The following is a 16,448-nucleotide window of genomic DNA, read 5'->3' on the forward strand; positions in this document are numbered from 1 at the left end:
TCAGGCGGTCAGGCGGTCAGCCCGGCGAGAGCCTGAGCGTCGCGTTGGTGACCGTCATCGGGCGGTCGGTCAGGATCGTCAGCAGCGTGCGTCCGGCCGGGTTGGGCGCCAGCGGGGCGCCGACGCGGCGCAGCACGTAGACGGCGCTGCCGTGCGGCGGGACGGCGGCCGGGCCGGAGACGATCCGCCAGCCGGTGTCGGGCCAGGCGCTGACGCTGACGGCGAAGGCGGGCGTGAGCGGCGCCGTCCCGGTGTTGCGCACGGTCGCGGTGATCCGGTCGAGGCCGGTGAGGCGGGTCGTGTGCCTGCCGTGCGGGCGGGAGGCGGTGGCGGCCAGACGCAGCGGCGACGGTGTGAGGGCGGCCGTCAGCAGCAGGACCAGGGCGGGCACCGCCAGCAGCGGCGGCAGGGCCAGGCGCACCGCCCGGCGGCGCAGCGGCGCGGGCCGCCAGGCCCACGCTGTGGCGAACAGGGCCCGCTCGTTGCAGGCCGTCCCGACCAGCCAGAGCGGGGCCAGCAGCACGAAGTACGTCTCGGTGGAGCGCGTGGAGAGGAAGAAGGAGGGCCAGGGCAGCAGCGCAAGTGCGGGCCCCAGCCGGGCCGGCCAGAGCACCAGCGCCACGAGGGTGGCCAGCAGCGCGGCGGCCGCCGCGGTCGAGTACAGGCCGAGGGCGCCGCTGCCGGAGGTGAGCCACAGGCTGATGTCGACCGGGCCGAGCCCCTGCGGCGCGGCGTGCTGCGTCAGCACCGACAGCACCCCGTGCAGCCACGCGCGGCGGTCGATCATGGCGAAGGGCAGGTTCAGCAGCAGGAACACCCCGGCGGCCAGCGCGGCATAACGGGCCGTCACCTCGATGGCGGGCCGCAGCCGGCCGAACTCCCCGCGCCGCAGCAGCACCACACCGACCAGGAGGAACACCGTGAGGAACCAAGCGAGTTGGTGAGCGGCGTCGGCGACCCCGAGACAGCACGCCGAAACGACGCCCTCCCGGCCCAGCCGCCCTCCGGCGCCGATCCGGCTCCAGTCCGCCAGCACCACCACGAGGAAGGGCAGTGTCAGGAACACCGGGTAGCCGTCACGGGCGTACAGGAACGTCCAGCTCATCGCGAACAGCAGCACCGTCGCGCCGGGCCGCAGCGGCGCGGGCAGCAGTCGGAACATCAGCACCGCCGCGGCGACCAGCGCGCCCAGGCACCACAGGCCGGTCACCGGCAGCCAGGCCGGCGCCGGGAGCGGCCCGTGCGCAGTGAACGGCGCGGTCAACAGCACGCTCAGCGGCGGGTATCCGAAGGTGTCCGCGGTGCCGCCGTTCATCAGCGGTGTCATGCCGACGTGGAACAGCCGTTGCGTGTCGGTGAAGTGGACGCCGTAGACGTGGCCTCCGGCGACGAGGGCACGCGCCGCCATGGTCACCAGCGCGGCCTCGTCGTCGTGGTAGACCGGCACGCGGGTTCCGGTCGCGTAGGCCGTCTGCAGCCCGAGCCGCGCGACGGCGGCGACGAGCACCAGCGCGTCCAGCCGACGGATCCCGCGGTCGTCGCGGGCCACGACGACCAGCAGGGCCAGCACCAGCAGCGCGCCGTACAGCAGCCCGAAGCCGACGCTGAGGTAGACGCGGGAGACCGCCTCGTCCCGCAGCAGGGTCGGCAGTCCTTGGAACAGCGCGACCACGGCGAGGAGGGAGAGGACGCGATGGGCGAGCGTCGGCGGGACCGCCGCCGACCGCACCGGCGTGGAACGGTCCGCGAGGCGGTCCGTCAGGGCACGAGTCGTCATGGCGAGGCCGACCGTAGCCGACCGTGCGCGGCCCGACCGGCCGTGACGGCGGCCTTACGCGAACGAGTGACAAGGCGGCCCGCGCGGTTCGCCCGCCTGGCCGAACGGCGCGTGCGCGCTCGGCGGTTCGGGGAGAAGCCGGGCAGGACAAGGCGGAATACCACCCCCCGGCGCCAAACCCCCTGCGCTACCCGCACAATGGTTCTTCACGGGAGCAACACAGCACGGAGCGCGGCAGACCACGGAAGGCGGTGACGGCACGAATATGGGCGACGCGGTGATCGGCGGACCGGACGTGGTTCCGCTGCGGCCCACGCGGCTGGCGGGGCCGACGTGGCGACGCCTGTTGGGCCTCGCCATCACCCTGGCGGCGTTCGCGGCGGTCGCCTTCGTCGGCCAGGCCGTCGGCTGGCTGACGGCGGCCCAGTCCTCGGCGCGCGCGGCGCAGGCCGCGGACGGCCGGGCCCACCTGCTCGTGCTGGCGCTGCGCCAGCTGGCCCCCGACGGCGAGCCCGCGCAGGCGCGGTTCGCCCAGGTGGGCGGCGGGCTCGGCGCGGTCCTGGTGCGGGACGACTCCCGCGGCCCGGCGGGGATGCTGCTGACGGTCCAGATCACCGCACACGCGACCACGGGCGCGTTCGGCGGCCGCCAGGAGGTCAACGTGGCCCGCTGCTACGCGGTCGACTGGCGCCCCCCGGCGGTCTCGAACCCGACGTCCGTGCGCTGCCCGAGCACGCCCACGGTGCCGGACGGCATGGAGGGCGGCGCCCAGCTGGCGCAGGACCTCAACGCCATCGGCGGCCTGGGCACGGGCAAGTACCTCGCCGCAGGCGTGAACGGCGCCTGCGCCTTCGGCGTCCAGGGCAGAAACGGTTTTCTCGCCTGGCCCGCCCCGGCCCTCACCCCGTGCGACGCCACCCACGCAGCTGCCGCGGCAGCAGTCGAGGACTGACCCCGCCACGCCGGGAACGACCCACGGCGTCAGTTCCCAAGCGGGCGAGGCCGTCGTGGCGGGACGGTCGCCACATCGGGCCGAGGAGTCCGGCCCCGACCTCCGGCCGCGCCCGGGTCGGGAGGAACCCACGGCGTCAGCTCCCAAGCGGGCGAGGCCGTCGTGGCGGGACGGTCGCCACATCGGGCCGAGGAGTCCGGCACCGGCCTCCGGTCGAGTGGCCGTCCGGGATGCCCGGCCCGGGCCTCCGGTGGAGTGGCCGTCCGGGGTCCCCGGTCCCGGTCCCCGGTCCCGGCCTCCGGCCTCCGGTGGAGTGGCCGTCCGGGGTGCCCGGTCCGGCCTCCGGCCTCCGGCCGAGCGGCCTGCCGGAGTGCCCGGCCCCGGTCCCGGTCCCGGCTTACGGCCGAGCGGCCTGCCGGAGTGCCCGGTCCGGGCCGGAGGCGTCGGTCCTCGGGGTCTCCGCGCAGCGGAGGTGCCCCCCGCGCAGCCGGGCCCGCGCAGCGGGGGGCGGGGTGGGTCAGAATGATCAGGTGGCTGTCCGGAGGCTCGAAGAGGAACTGCGGGGCGCCCTGCGAGGGGATGTGGACTTCGGGGCGGCGCAGCGCGGGGTGTACGCGTATGACGCGTCGAACTACCGGCAGGTGCCGCTCGGGGTGGTGAAGCCCGCCGGGGTGGACGACGTGCGGGCCGCGGTCGCGCTGGCGAGGGCGCACGGCGTGCCGGTCGTTGCCCGGGGGGCGGGTACCAGTATCGGAGGGCAGGCGATCGGCCCTGGCGCGCTGGTGCTGGACTTCCGCGCCGGGCTCGGCGGGCTCGCCGAGGACGCGATCGACCCGCGCGAACGGACCGCGCGGGTACGGCCGGGGACGGTGCTGGACGAGCTGCAGCGGGCCGCCGCGCCGCACGGCCTGCGGTTCGGACCGGATCCGTCCACGCACAGCCGGTGCACCTTCGGCGGCATGATCGGCAACGACTCCTGCGGGGCGCACTCCGTCGCCTACGGGCGGACCTCCGACAACGTCCGCTCTCTCGACCTGCTGCTGGCCGACGGCACCGAGCTCACCGTCCACGGCCCGCGCACGGCCGCCGAGCGGCAGGCGCTGCTGCGCGAGCCCGGCCGGGCCGGAGGGCTCTACCGGGCGCTCCACGAGCTCACCGACGCACATCTCATGACGCTGCGTCAGGCCTTCCCCGCGCTGCCGCGCCGCGGCTCCGGCATCGCGCTCGACGCGCTGCTGCCCGAGCGCGGCTTCGACCTCGTGCGGGCGCTGATCGGTACGGAGGGGACCTGCGCCGTCGTGCTCGGGGCGACCGTCGACCTCGTCCCGCGCCCCGTGCGTACGGAGCTGGTGGTCGCGGGGTACGCCGACGAGACGGCCGCGGCCGAGGCCGTCGTCGAGCTGCTGCCGCTCAAGCCGCTGACCGCGGAGGGGATGGGCGCGGATCTGATCCGGTCCGCTGCGGCGCGTGCGCTGCTGCCGAAGGGCGGCGGGTGGCTGTTCCTGGAGGCAGCGGCGGGCGACCATGCCCGCACGGTCGAGCGCGCCGTGCGCGGGCAGGGCGCGGACGTGGCCGTCGTCGCCGACGCGGCGGGGCAGCGGGCGCTGTGGCGGGTGCGCGAGGCCGCCGCGGGGACCGCGACGCGGGGGCCGGACGGGCAGGAGGCGTGGCCGGGCTGGGAGGACTCCGCCGTGCCGCCGCAGCGCCTCGCCCCCTACCTGCGCGAGCTGCGCGCGCTGACCGCCGAGCACGGCCTGCACGGCACCCCGTTCGGGCACTTCGGCGAGGGCTGCCTGCATCTGCGGCTCGACTTCCCGCTGGACACCCCGGCCGACGGCCGCTTCCGGCGCTTCCTGACCGAGGCGGCCACGCTCGCGGTGCGCCACGGCGGCTCGCTCTCGGGAGAGCACGGCGACGGGCAGGCCCGCGCGGAGCTGCTGGGCCTGATGTACCCGCCGGAGGTGCTCGCGCTCTTCGACCGCTTCAAGGCCCTCTTCGACCCGGCGGGCCTGCTCAACCCGGGCAACCTCACGCAGCCGCGTCCGATCGACGCGGATCTGCGGCAGCCCGGCCTGCCGCGCGCGCTGCCGCTGGCCGACGGGGCCCGCCGCTGCGTCGGCGTCGGGGCCTGCGTCGCGGACGACCCGGCGGCCGTGATGTGCCCGAGCTACGCGGCGACCCGCGACGAGCGGCACTCGACCCGCGGCCGGGCCCGTCTGCTGGGCGAGATGCTGCGCGGCACGGTGACGGGGGAGGGGCCGATCACGGGCGGCTGGCGCTCGCGCGAGGTGCTGGGCGCGCTGGACCTCTGCCTGTCCTGCAAGGGCTGCGCGAGCGACTGCCCGGTCCATGTCGACATGGCGACGTACAAGTCCGTGTTCCTGCACCGGCACTACCGTCGTCGGCTGCGCCCGCGCGTGCACTACGCGCTCGGCGGTCTGCCGCGGCTGCTCCGCCTGCTGCACGCGGTCCCGGGCGCGGGCCGGGCGGCGCGCCTCGCGCTGCGCGCGCGACCGCTCGCGGCCGTGGCCCGTGCCGTGGCGGGAACGGCCCCGGAGCGGCCGCTGCCGCCGGTCCCGGCCCGGTCGTTCGTCCGCTCCTACGAGCCGCCCGGCACCGGCCGGCCGGTGCTGCTCTGGCCCGACACCTTCGGGAACCACCTCGACCCCGACGTGCTGCACGCGGGGGCGGCCGTGCTGGCGCAGCTCGGCTTCCGGCCGTTGCTGCCGCCAGGTCCCGTCTGCTGTGGACTGACCTACGTCAGCACCGGTCGCCTCGACGTCGCCCGGCGGACCATGACCCGCACCGTGCGCCTGCTCGCGCGGACGCCGGACGAGCCTGCGGTGGTCGTGCTGGAGCCGAGCTGCGCCGCGGCGCTGCGAGAGGAGCTGCCGCGGCTGCTGCCCGACGACCCGGAGGCCGCCCGACTCGCGGCGCGCGTGCGCACGTTCGCGGAGTTCCTGGACGAGGAGGCGCCGCTCGACCGGATGCCGCAGGCGGGCGCCGAGCTGCGTGACGCGCTCGCGCAGACGCACTGTCACCAGCACGCCGTGCTCGGCACCGGCGCCGACGAGCGGGTGGCCGCGCGGGCCGGGCTGGACGTGCGGCGGCTGCCGCCGTCCTGCTGCGGCCTGGCCGGGAACTTCGGGTTCGAGCGCGGGCACCAGGAGGTCTCCGTCGCGTCGGCGGAGCGGGTACTGCTTCCGGCGCTGCGCGCCGAACCGGGCGCCCGCGTGCTGGCGGACGGGTTCAGCTGCCGCACCCAGATCGCCCAGCTCGCCGACGGCCGCAAGGCCTTGCACCTCGCGCAGTTGCTTCGCGAGGTGTGGGAGCGGCCTTGCGGACAGGACGGGAACGACCGTTCGTAGCGGCTTGCAGTAACCACCACAAGGCTCTGACCGGCCGCGCGGCGCCCCCATGCCGTGCGGCCGTGGTCGTCTTGCCGCAACACGGTAGACACGCGCAGGTAACGATCACGCTGTCTTGCAGAAAATTGCTGCAAGGACTTTCCAGTGCGCTTGCGTCGCTGTTACGTTCCTCCCCAAGCCCAGCGGCAGTGCGGCTCTGGGCATCCCACCCCTGAAGGAGTGCACGATGCGTCGTGGCATTGCGGCGGCCGTTCTGGCGACGGCGATAGCGGTTTCTGCAAGCGCTTGCGGTTCTTCCGGCGGGTCTGCCTCCGGCAACACCGCCGCGAGCGGCCCGGTCACCATCACCTGGTGGGACACCTCGGACGCCACGAACGAGGCTCCGACCTACAAGGCCCTGGTCGCCCAGTTCGAGCAGGCCAACCCGACCATCAAGGTCAACTACGTCAGCGTGCCGTTCGCCGATGCGCAGACGAAGTTCACCGCCGCCGCCTCCGCCGGCAAGGGCGCGCCGGACGTGCTCCGCTCCGACGTGGGCTGGCTCGCCGGCTTCGCCCAGCAGGGCTTCCTGGCCCCGCTCGACGGCACCCCGGCCGCCGCCCAGAAGTCCTCCTTCGAGCAGCAGCTGATCCAGCAGGCGACCTACCAGGGCAAGCTCTACGGCATGCCCGAGGTCACCGACACCCTGGGCCTGATGTACAACAAGGCCCTCTTCACCAAGGCCGGCATCACCGCCGCCCCGAAGACCTGGGACGAGCTGAAGGCCGACGCCGCGCTGGTCAAGCAGAAGGACGGCGTCGACGGCTTCGCCTTCAACCCGGCCTCGTACTACGCCATGCCGTTCCTGTACGGCGAGGGCACCGACATGCTGGACGCGTCGAGCAAGAAGCTGGAGTTCAACTCGGCCGCCGCGATCAAGGGCATGAACACCCTGAAGGCCCTGGTGACCGCCCCCGGCGTGTCCAAGCTCGACACCACGCCCAACGGCTACACCAACATCATGGACGCCTTCGAGAGCGGCAAGGTCGCCTCGATCATCCAGGGCCCGTGGGAGACCAGCAACGTCTTCAAGGGCGCCGCCTTCGCCGACAAGGCCAACCTCGGTGTCGCGGTCGTCCCGGCCGGCTCCGCCGGCAAGGCCGGTGCCCCGATCGGCGGCCACAACCTGGTCGCCTACGCGGGCTCGGACGCCGCCCACCAGGCCGCCTCGGAGAAGTTCATCGCCTTCATGACCTCCGCCGCGTCGCAGGTCACCATCGCGACCAAGAACGACACGCTGCCGACCCGCCAGGACGCCTACACCTCGGCCGTCACGTCCAACCCGGGCATCGCCGACTTCCAGGCCATCCTCAGCGCCGGTGTGCCGCGTCAGCCCGTCGCCCACTACAGCGACCTGTACGGCCCGTTCGGCACCGAGCTCACCAAGATGCTGAGCGGCCAGGAGACCGTCCAGCAGGCGATGAGCAACACCACCGTGCAGGCCCAGAAGCTGCTGCCGGACTACGCCGCGCAGTGATCCCCGTGCCGGCCGACTGCCTCCTTGAGGGTGGGGGCGGTCGGCCGGCCGCCCCGCATGGCCCCAGCAACAGCTTCCCAGATGTACTCGCCCCGTTTGTGACGTGCGAAGAGGTGTCAGCATGACCGTGGCCGCGCCGGCGGAAGCCGCCACGCCAGGCCGGTCCGAGGAGCCGCGGCGCCGCACAGGCCCGCTGCGCCGGATCCGGCGTTCCTACGACCAGTTCTGGTACGCCTGGGCGATGTGCGCCCCGGTCGTGGTGATCCTCGGTGTCCTGGTCGGCTACCCGCTGGTCCTCGGCATCATGTACACCTTCACCGACGCGACCAGCCTCAACGTCGGCCACACGATCGGGGTCAACAAGATCCCCGACACGTTCAGCTGGGTCGGGCTGAAGCAGTACGTCGACATCCTCTCCGGGCCCGACAACCAGTTCTGGCCCCACTTCTGGTGGACCATCATCTGGACCGTCAGCTGTGTGGCGATCACCGTGTCGCTGGGTCTCGGCCTCGCGGTGCTGCTCAACCGGCAGGTGCGCGGCCGCACCTTCTACCGGGTGCTGCTGGTGCTGCCGTGGGCGGTGCCGACCTTCGTCACCATCTTCTCCTGGCGGCTGCTGCTCTCCGACGGCGGCGCCGTCAACCACCTCCTCGGCGCCCTCGGCCTCGGCCAACCCGAGTGGCTGAGCGACCCGTTGTGGCAGAAGATCGCCGCGATCGGCGTCAACGTCTGGGTCGGCGTCCCGTTCATGATGATCTCCATGCTGGGCGGCCTGCAGGCCATCCCCACGGAGCTCTACGAGGCGGCCGAGATGGACGGCGCGACCCCCTGGCAGCGGTTCCGCCACGTCACCCTGCCCGGCCTGCGTCCGGTCAGCAGCACGCTGATCCTGCTCGGCGTGATCTGGACCTTCAACCAGTTCAACGTCATCTTCCTGCTGTTCGGCTCGACCAACGGCGACAGCGTGCAGATCCTGGTCACCTACTCGTACCGGCTCTTCTTCGGCCAGAACCCGATGGACTACGCCGGCGCCGCGACGGTCGGCGTGCTGTGCCTGTCCATCCTCATCGTCTTCACCGAGTTCTACCGGCGCTGGATCCGGCGCATGCAGGGAGCGCAGGCATGAGCCAGACCACTTCGGACAGCACGATCGCCAAGGACGGCCGGACCACTTCGGACAGCCGGAGCGCCAAGGACGGCCGGACCACCCCGGACAGCCGGAGCGCCAGGAAGAGCCGCGGCCGGGGCAGGCGCGGGCCGCTCGCCTCGGTCGGACTGCACTCCGTGCTCGCCGTCGCGGCCTTCATCGCCGCCTTCCCGGTGGCCTGGGTCGCCTACGTCTCCCTCGGCCCCGGCGAGTACGACTACCAGCACCCGCAGCGGATCGCCGCGCACGCGTCGTTCTCCAACTACGACCACGTGCTGAACCACACCGACTTCTTCACCTGGCTCGGCAACTCCACCATCGTCGCCCTCGGCACCACCGTCGTCGGCGTGCTCGTCGCCGCCAGCGCCGGCTACGCCGTCTCCCGGATCAGGTTCCTGGGTCGCGGCAGCCTGATGTACACCTTCCTGCTGACCCAGATGTTCCCGGTGTCGGTGCTGATCGTGCCGCTGTACAAGATCCTCGCCAACACCAAGCTGCTCGACACCTACCCCGGCCTGATCCTGGTCTACTGCACCACGGCCGTGCCGTACTGCGCCTGGCTGCTCAAGGGCTACTTCGACACGATCCCGGTGGAGATCGACGAGGCCGGACGCATCGACGGGCTGAGCCCCTTCGGCACCTTCTGGCGGCTGATCCTGCCGCTGGCCCGGCCGGGCCTGGCGGTGGCGGCGTTCTACACCTTCCTCACCGCCTGGGGCGAGGTCGCCTTCGCGTCCTACTTCCTGCTCTCGCCGGACAAGTTCACCCTCGCCGTGGGCCTGCAGCAGTTCGTCAGCCAGTACAACTCGCAGTGGAACTACCTGGCCGCGACGGGCGTGCTGATCGCCATCCCGGCCGCCGCCTTCTTCTACCTGGTCCAGAAGCACCTGGTGACCGGCCTCACCTCCGGCGGGACCAAGGGCTGATCGAGCCGGTCCTCCGGCCCCGCCCGTAATCTGACCACCAGTCACTTCTCCCGCAGCTCTCGCACCCAAGGGATCCCATGACCCAGCATCTCGTCGTTCCGGCCCAGTCCGCCCGTAGTGGTGGAGGCGAGCCCGCGCCGCAGAGAACCGGTTGGTGGCGTGACGCGGTGATCTACCAGGTCTACCCGCGCAGCTTCGCCGACGCGAACGGCGACGGCATGGGCGACCTCGCGGGCATCCGCTCGCGCCTGCCCTACCTGCGGGACCTGGGGGTGGACGCGGTCTGGCTCTCCCCGTTCTACGCCTCCCCGCAGGCCGACGCCGGCTACGACGTCTCCGACTACCGCCGCGTGGACCCGATGTTCGGCCAACTCGGCGACGCCGCACGGCTGATCGAGGACGCGCACGCGCTGGGCCTGCGGGTGATCTTCGACCTGGTGCCCAACCACTGCTCGGACCAGCACGAGTGGTTCCAGCAGGCGCTGCGCGAGGGCCCCGGCTCGGCGCTGCGCAAGCGGTTCCACTTCCGCGCGGGCAAGGGCGAGAACGGCGAACTGCCGCCCAACGACTGGGAGTCCATCTTCGGCGGCCCGGCCTGGACGCGGATCACCGAGCCGGACGGCACGCCCGGGGAGTGGTACCTGCACCTGTTCGCGCCCGAGCAGCCGGACTTCGACTGGGACCACCCGGCCGTCGCCGACGAGTTCCGCTCCATCCTGCGCTTCTGGCTGGACCTCGGCGTCGACGGCTTCCGGATCGACGTCGCCCACGGCCTGGTCAAGGCCAAGGGCCTGCCCGACCTCGGCATGCACGACCAGCTGAAGCTGCTCGGCAACGACACCATGCCCTTCTTCGACCAGGACGGCGTCCACGAGATCTACCGCTCCTGGCGGCCCATCCTGGACGAGTACCCGGGCGAGCGCATCTTCGTCGCCGAGGCGTGGACCCCGACGGTGGCCCGCACCGCCAACTACGTCCGCCCCGACGAGCTGCACCAGGCCTTCAACTTCCAGTATCTGGCCACCCCGTGGGCCGCCGAGAAGCTGCGTGAGGTGGTCGACCTGACGCTGGAGGCGATGCGCCCCGTCGGCGCCCCCGCCACCTGGGTGCTCTCCAACCACGACGTGACGCGGCACGCCACCCGGTTCGCCAACCCGCCGACCGACGCCACTCAGATCCGCACCCCCGGGGACCGCGAGCTCGGCCTGCGCCGCGCCCGTGCCGCCACCGTGCTCATGCTGGCCCTGCCCGGCTCCGCCTACGTCTATCAGGGCGAGGAGCTGGGCCTGCCGGACGTCACCGACCTGCCCGACGAGGTGCGCCAGGACCCGTCCTTCCTCCGCGCCAGCGGCCAGGACGGCTTCCGTGACGGCTGCCGCGTGCCGATCCCGTGGTCCGGCGCCGAGGCGCCCTACGGCTTCGGCCCCGCCTCGGGCGGCCCGAGCTGGCTGCCGCAGCCGGCCGAGTGGGCCGAGCTCAGCGTCGAGGTGCAGTCCGGCGACCCGACCTCGACGCTGGAGCTGTACCGCTCCGCACTGGCGATCCGGGCCGCGCACCCGGCGCTGGGCGCGGGTGACGGCGTCGAGTGGCTGGACGCTCCCGCCGGGGCGCTGGCCTTCCGCCGGACCCATGCGGACGGTGCCTTCGTCTGCGTGGCCAACACCGGCTCCTCGCCCGTCCGGCTGGCGCTGCCCGTGCCTGGGCGGTTGCTGCTCACCTCGGGCGAGGAGCCGGTCCGGGAGGGCGAGGAGACGGTGGTCCCGGCCGACACGACCGTCTGGTGGTCCCTCTGAGATGACCCTTCCCGCACAGGGTGGTCGGCCGCAGGCCGGGCCCCCGCCGGTCCTCCAGCAGGCGCCGGCCCGGCTGGCGGACATCGCCGTCCAGGCCGGTGTCAGCGAGGCGACCGTCTCGCGCGTGCTCAACGGCAAGGCGGGCGTCTCCGGCACCACCCGGCAGACCGTGCTGGCCGCCCTGGACGTGCTCGGCTACGACCGGCCGGTCAAGCTGCGCCAGCGCAGCGCCGGGCTGATCGGGCTGATCACCCCGGAGCTCAGCAACCCCATCTTCCCGGCCCTCGCCCAGGTCATCGAGCAGGTGCTGACCCGGCACGGCTACACGCCCGTGCTGTGCACGCAGACGCCCGGCGGCTCGACCGAGGACGAGCTCGTCGACCTGCTGGTCGAGCGCGGCGTCACCGGCATCGTCTTCGTCTCCGGCCTGCACGCCGACACCAGCGCCGACCACGAGCGCTACGCCCGGCTCGCGGGCCGCGGCGTGCCGTTCGTGCTGATCGACGGCTTCAGTGAGCGCATCGACGCCTCCTTCGTCTCGCCCGACGACCGGGCGGCGATGTGGATGGCGATCCGGCACCTCGCCGAACTCGGCCACGAGAAGGTCGGGTTGGCCGTCGGTCCGACCCGCTTCGTGCCCGTGGCGCGGAAGCTCACCGGCTTCACCGAGGCCGCGCAGGAGCTGCTCGGCCTCTCGGAGGAGGCCGTCCGGGATCTGGTGCAGCACTCGCTGTTCACCGTCGAGGGCGGGCACGCCGCCGGGGCGCGCCTGTTGGACAAGGGCTGCACCGCGATCGTGTGCGGCAGCGACCTGATGGCCTTCGGCGTCATCCGCGCGGCCAGGCAGCGCGGGCTGGAGGTGCCCGGCGACGTCTCCGTGGTCGGCTTCGACGACTCCCCGCTCATCGCCTTCGCCGACCCGCCGCTCACCACCATCCGCAAGCCCGTCGAGGCGATGGGCCAGGCGGCGGTGGACGCGCTGCTGGAGGAGATCAGCGGAACGCCCGCGCACCGCGCGGAGTTCGTCTTCCAGCCCGAACTGGTCGTGCGCGGCTCGACGGGGGCCGGTCCCTCGTCCGGCGGCCGTTGATGTCCTACCGTGCCCTGTTCGCGCCGCGCGGCGCGGCCGGCTTCACGCTGGCCGTGCTCGTGGCGCGGTTCCCCTCCGGGATGGCCTCGCTGGCCGCGACCCTGCTGGTCACCTCGCTGCACGGCTCCTACAGCCTGGCGGGTCTGGGCGGCGCGGCGGCGCTGGTCACCGTCGCCCTCGCCGGGCCCTGGCAGGCCCGGATGGTGGACCGCCACGGCCAGACCCGCGTCGCCGTCCCGGCGGTCCTGCTGGCCACGCTGGGCGCACTCGGCGTCCTCGCGGCGCTGGAGCTGCACGCGCTCACCTGGGTCTACCTGCTCGCCTGCGCGGTCAGCGGCCTCGGCCCCAACACCGGCTCGCTGGCACGCGCCCGCTGGGCGTTCCTGCACCGCGGTGACGAGGCGGTGCTGCACACCGCCTACGCCTACGAGGGCGTCGTCGACGAACTCTGTTTCGTGCTCGGCCCGCTGGCCGCGACGGCGCTCGCGACGGGCGTCTCCGCCCTGGCCGGCTACCTGACGGCCGGTCTGGTCTCCCTGGTGGGCGTCCTCGCCCTGGCCACCCAGCGCCGCACCGAGCCGCCCCCGGCCGGGCACGCCGCCACGTCCTTGGGACGCAGCGCGCTGCGCTCGCCGGGCGTCGCGGCGCTCGTGCTGATGCTGACGGCGACCGGCGCGGTCTTCGGCACCATGGAGATCACCACCATCGGCTTCGCCCAGGCCCACGGCCACAAGGCCGCGGCAGGTGCGGTGCTGGCCTGCTACGCGCTCGGCTCGGCGCTCTCCGGGGTCCTGCTCGGTCTGTGGAAGCCGCGCGGACCGGCGGTCTTCCGGCTGCGCTGGGCGCTCGCCGCGATGGCGGTGACGCTCGCCCCGCTGCCGCTCGCCGACGGGCTGTGGCAGGTCGCCGCGACGCTGCTGGTCGCGGGCTTCGCGACGGCCCCCACCATGTCCACCAGCATGGGCCTGGTCGCCGAACTCGTCCCCGCCGAGCGCCTCACGGAGGGCTTCACCTGGACCACCACCGGCCTGCTGGTCGGCATCTCGGGCGGCACCGCGGCGGGCGGCTGGCTGGTCGACCACGCCCCCGCCGGCACCGGCTACCACGTCCCGGCCGTGGCCGCGCTCGTCGCGCTGGCGCTCTCGGCGCGGCTCCCGCGCCGATCCGTCCCCTTCTCGGTCGACGAAACAGCAGGCGAACGGTTGTCCGTGCAATAGGCTTCGGTGCCGTGAACACAGCGCGGTTGGCGGACATCGCGGCGCAGGCAGGGGTCAGTGAGGCCACCGTCTCCCGTGTGCTGAACGGAAAGCCCGGAGTGGCGGCGGCGACCCGGCAGTCGGTCCTCGCCGCCCTCGACGTGCTCGGCTACGAGCGCCCCACGCGTCTGCGCCAGCGCAGCGCCGGGCTGATCGGGCTGATCACGCCCGAGCTCAGCAACCCCATCTTCCCGGCGCTGGCCCAGGTCATCGAGCAGGTGCTGACCCGCTACGGGTACACGCCCGTGCTCTGCACGCAGACGCCCGGCGGCTCGACCGAGGACGAGCTCGTCGAGATGCTCGTCGAACGCGGCGTCACCGGCATCGTCTTCGTCTCCGGCCTGCACGCCGACACCACGGCCGACACGGCCCGCTACGACAGGCTGCAGGGCCAGGGCGTCCCCTTCGTGATGATCAACGGCTACAGCGAGAAGGTCGCCGCGCCGTTCATCAGCCCCGACGACCGTGCCGCGATGTGGATGGCGGTACGGCACCTGGCCGGGCTCGGCCACGAGCGCATCGGCCTCGCCGTCGGCCCCTCCCGCTTCGTCCCGGTGCTGCGGAAGGAGGAGGGCTTCGTGACCGCGCTGGGCGAGGTCCTCGGCCTCTCGGAGGCGCAGAGCCGGGATCTCATCCAGCACTCCCTGTTCACCGTGGAGGGCGGCCAGGCCGCGGCGAACGTGCTGCTGGACAAGGGCTGCACGGCGATCGTGTGCGGCAGCGACCTGATGGCCTTCGGTGCGATCCGCGGGGCGCGTGCACGTGGCCTCTCCGTTCCCCGGGACATCTCGGTGGTGGGCTTCGACGACTCCCCGCTCATCGCCTTCGCCGACCCGCCGCTCACCACCATCCGCCAGCCCGTCGAGGCGATGGGCGCCGCCGCGGTCAACGTCCTCCTGGAGGAGATCGGCGGCAACCCGGCCCAACGGGGCGAGTTCGTCTTCCAACCCGAACTCGTCGTCCGCGGCTCGACGGGCGCGCTCAACCCCAACCAGTGAGCTTCTCCGCCGAAGCCCGCCGCGTCCGCGACCCCGGGTTGCCCCTGGCGTGGCGTCACACGGCCCTGCGTTGCGCGGTGACCTGCTACCGCCCCATGGGCTACCGGGCGACCTGGGCCTTCCTGGAGACCGCGGGAGACCTCCGCAGGGACGAGGGCGCGCTGCTGCGGGCGCTGGAGCGGCTGGAGCTCAGCAGGGCGGCGTGGATCGCCGAGGACGCGGTGTTCGCTGTCCTACGGCGTGAGGAGAAGCGCGGGCGGCATCGGCGCTCGCCCACGGCGGTGCAGTGGCTCCGGCATCGCGGGTACCGCTGGCCCGGGCCGGAGGGCCACGAGGCGATGCTCGGCGAGGTGCGGAGACTGTGGGCGGCCCACGCGGGCCCGTTCCCTTCCATGCCGGCGGCGGAGAAGGCGGATCTGGTCCACCTGGACGCAACGGTCGCAGGCTGCGTTTCCGGCTACCTCGGCGCGTGCGGCGTCCTGGACGCCGGACGGGCGGTCCTGCTGTGGGGCGCTCTGCCGCGGCTTCGTGAGACGGTGGCGCGGTTGGGCCGGGAGTCGCGGCGCTCCGAGGCCTACGCGTGCTTTCGCCGTCTCGGATGGATGGCGGAACTCGTGCTGAACGACAGGGAGTTGCCGGTGGTCGGAGACCGGTCTGCAACTCCCTGCGTCAGTGCTGCGAGGCCTTACAGGCCTTCGGCGTCGATGCCGAGGGCGCGGAGGTAGAGGCCGAGGGCGAGGCGCGCGACGGACGCGTACGCGCCGATCGGCTCCGCCGACGCGCAGTCGATGGCCTCGGCGACGGCCTTGAGGGCGTCGCCGGAGACCTCGGGGCCCAGCAGGTAGGGCGCCAGCGCGGGCTGGGTGCAGCCGGTGTCGCGGAGGTGGGCGACCGCCGCGGCGACGGACTCCGCGGAGTCCAGGGAGGCCGCGACGACCGGGACGGCGAGGCGGGCGGCGAGGAGGACCGCGGTGACCTCGGCCAGCTCCAGCGCCTCGGGGCCGCCGGTGCCGGCCAGGACGATGCCGTCGGCGGAGGTGTTGATGGCGAACAGGCGCGCGCGGTCCGCGCGCGCGAGGCCGGCCTCGCTGAGCCGCACGTGGACGGCCTCGGCGAGCAGCGGGTGCGGGCCGAGGGTGTCCGTCGGCTTCACGGTCTCGAAGGCCGCCAGCACCGCGTCCAGCTCCGTGGAGGGGCCGGGGGAGAGGGGAACGACCACCGGGGACGTTCCGGCCTCCACCGCGGCCGTCAGCGCGTCTGTGAGGCCGACACAGGTGTAGGGGCCGTCCTCTTCGCCCGCCGTCAGGTACGCGGGGGAGACCTCGATGCCCGGCTGCTCGAGCCGGATCAGCGTGGCGATCTCCTCGGCCAGCTGCCGGGCCTCGGTGGAGGGCTGTGCGGGGACCGCAAGCAGCAGCGCGGGCGCGCCCTCGGGCAGCTCAGGGCGCTCGGGGCGGCGGTGGCGTCCCTTGGCGGGGGCGCTGGGCGTACGGACGGGCAGCGGCGTGCTGGGAGTCGCGGCAGTGCTCATGGGGGACGATCGTAGGTCATCCGTTCGCCTGAAGGGAGGCGGGTGGCCTTATACAGGCCGTTTGAACCGTATGGGCGTGAGCAGCGTCACATAG

General features: G+C 73.5%; 12 protein-coding genes. 10 read left to right on the forward strand and 2 right to left on the reverse strand.

Annotated features, from left to right (window positions below; genetic code table 11):
* Positions 1-16 precede the first annotated feature (16 nt).
* The gene (locus tag TR49_RS18140; RefSeq protein ID WP_052434394.1) at positions 17-1,777 is read right to left on the reverse strand and encodes a hypothetical protein; all 1,761 of its coding nucleotides are present in this window, start codon (positions 1,775-1,777) and stop codon (positions 17-19) included.
* Between the two features lie 265 nt (positions 1,778-2,042).
* Here TR49_RS18140 and TR49_RS18145 point away from each other — a divergent pair, with 265 nt between their 5' ends.
* The 10 genes from TR49_RS18145 (at position 2,043) to TR49_RS40065 (ending at position 15,548) form a co-directional block, all read left to right on the forward strand.
* Positions 2,043-2,729 (forward strand): hypothetical protein, encoded by a 687-nt coding sequence (locus TR49_RS18145; RefSeq protein WP_042382951.1) that lies wholly within the window; start codon positions 2,043-2,045, stop codon positions 2,727-2,729.
* 530 nt (positions 2,730-3,259) lie between these two features.
* Positions 3,260-6,097: an FAD-binding and (Fe-S)-binding domain-containing protein gene (locus TR49_RS18150; protein WP_042382952.1), complete on the forward strand. Its 2,838-nt coding sequence runs from the start codon at positions 3,260-3,262 to the stop codon at positions 6,095-6,097.
* 226 nt (positions 6,098-6,323) lie between these two features.
* Positions 6,324-7,613: an extracellular solute-binding protein gene (locus TR49_RS18155; protein WP_042382953.1), complete on the forward strand. Its 1,290-nt coding sequence runs from the start codon at positions 6,324-6,326 to the stop codon at positions 7,611-7,613.
* A gap of 121 nt (positions 7,614-7,734) precedes the next feature.
* Positions 7,735-8,739 (forward strand): carbohydrate ABC transporter permease, encoded by a 1,005-nt coding sequence (locus TR49_RS18160; protein WP_042382954.1) that lies wholly within the window; start codon positions 7,735-7,737, stop codon positions 8,737-8,739.
* A complete protein-coding gene (locus TR49_RS18165; protein WP_042382955.1) occupies positions 8,736-9,686 on the forward strand; it encodes a sugar ABC transporter permease in 951 nt (316 codons plus the stop codon). Before TR49_RS18160 ends, TR49_RS18165 begins: the two co-directional genes overlap by 4 nt.
* Positions 9,687-9,763: 77 nt before the next feature.
* Entirely contained in the window at positions 9,764-11,479 is a 1,716-nt protein-coding gene (locus TR49_RS18170) for a glycoside hydrolase family 13 protein (RefSeq protein ID WP_042382956.1), read from the forward strand.
* A gap of 1 nt (position 11,480) precedes the next feature.
* Complete coding sequence (locus TR49_RS18175; RefSeq protein WP_084724989.1) at positions 11,481-12,569, forward strand: LacI family DNA-binding transcriptional regulator; 1,089 nt, start codon at positions 11,481-11,483, stop codon at positions 12,567-12,569.
* Positions 12,569-13,786: an MFS transporter gene (locus tag TR49_RS18180; RefSeq protein WP_052434395.1), complete on the forward strand. Its 1,218-nt coding sequence runs from the start codon at positions 12,569-12,571 to the stop codon at positions 13,784-13,786. The genes TR49_RS18175 and TR49_RS18180 overlap by 1 nt, the downstream gene beginning before the upstream one ends.
* Before the next feature lie 11 nt (positions 13,787-13,797).
* Complete coding sequence (locus tag TR49_RS18185; RefSeq protein WP_152627330.1) at positions 13,798-14,823, forward strand: LacI family DNA-binding transcriptional regulator; 1,026 nt, start codon at positions 13,798-13,800, stop codon at positions 14,821-14,823.
* Positions 14,820-15,548 carry a hypothetical protein gene (locus tag TR49_RS40065; protein WP_052434397.1) on the forward strand — a complete coding sequence of 243 codons (729 nt, stop codon included), beginning with the start codon at positions 14,820-14,822 and terminating at the stop codon, positions 15,546-15,548. The genes TR49_RS18185 and TR49_RS40065 overlap by 4 nt, the downstream gene beginning before the upstream one ends.
* Here the strand turns inward: TR49_RS40065 and TR49_RS18195 are convergent.
* Positions 15,509-16,354, reverse strand: a complete 846-nt coding sequence (locus tag TR49_RS18195) for a sirohydrochlorin chelatase (protein ID WP_042382957.1) — start codon at positions 16,352-16,354, stop codon at positions 15,509-15,511. The genes TR49_RS40065 and TR49_RS18195 overlap by 40 nt on opposite strands.
* Between the last annotated feature and the right edge of the window lie 94 nt (positions 16,355-16,448).

The sequence above is a fragment of the Streptacidiphilus melanogenes genome, assembly GCF_000787835.1.
In the GTDB taxonomy this organism is placed as follows: domain Bacteria; phylum Actinomycetota; class Actinomycetes; order Streptomycetales; family Streptomycetaceae; genus Streptacidiphilus; species Streptacidiphilus melanogenes.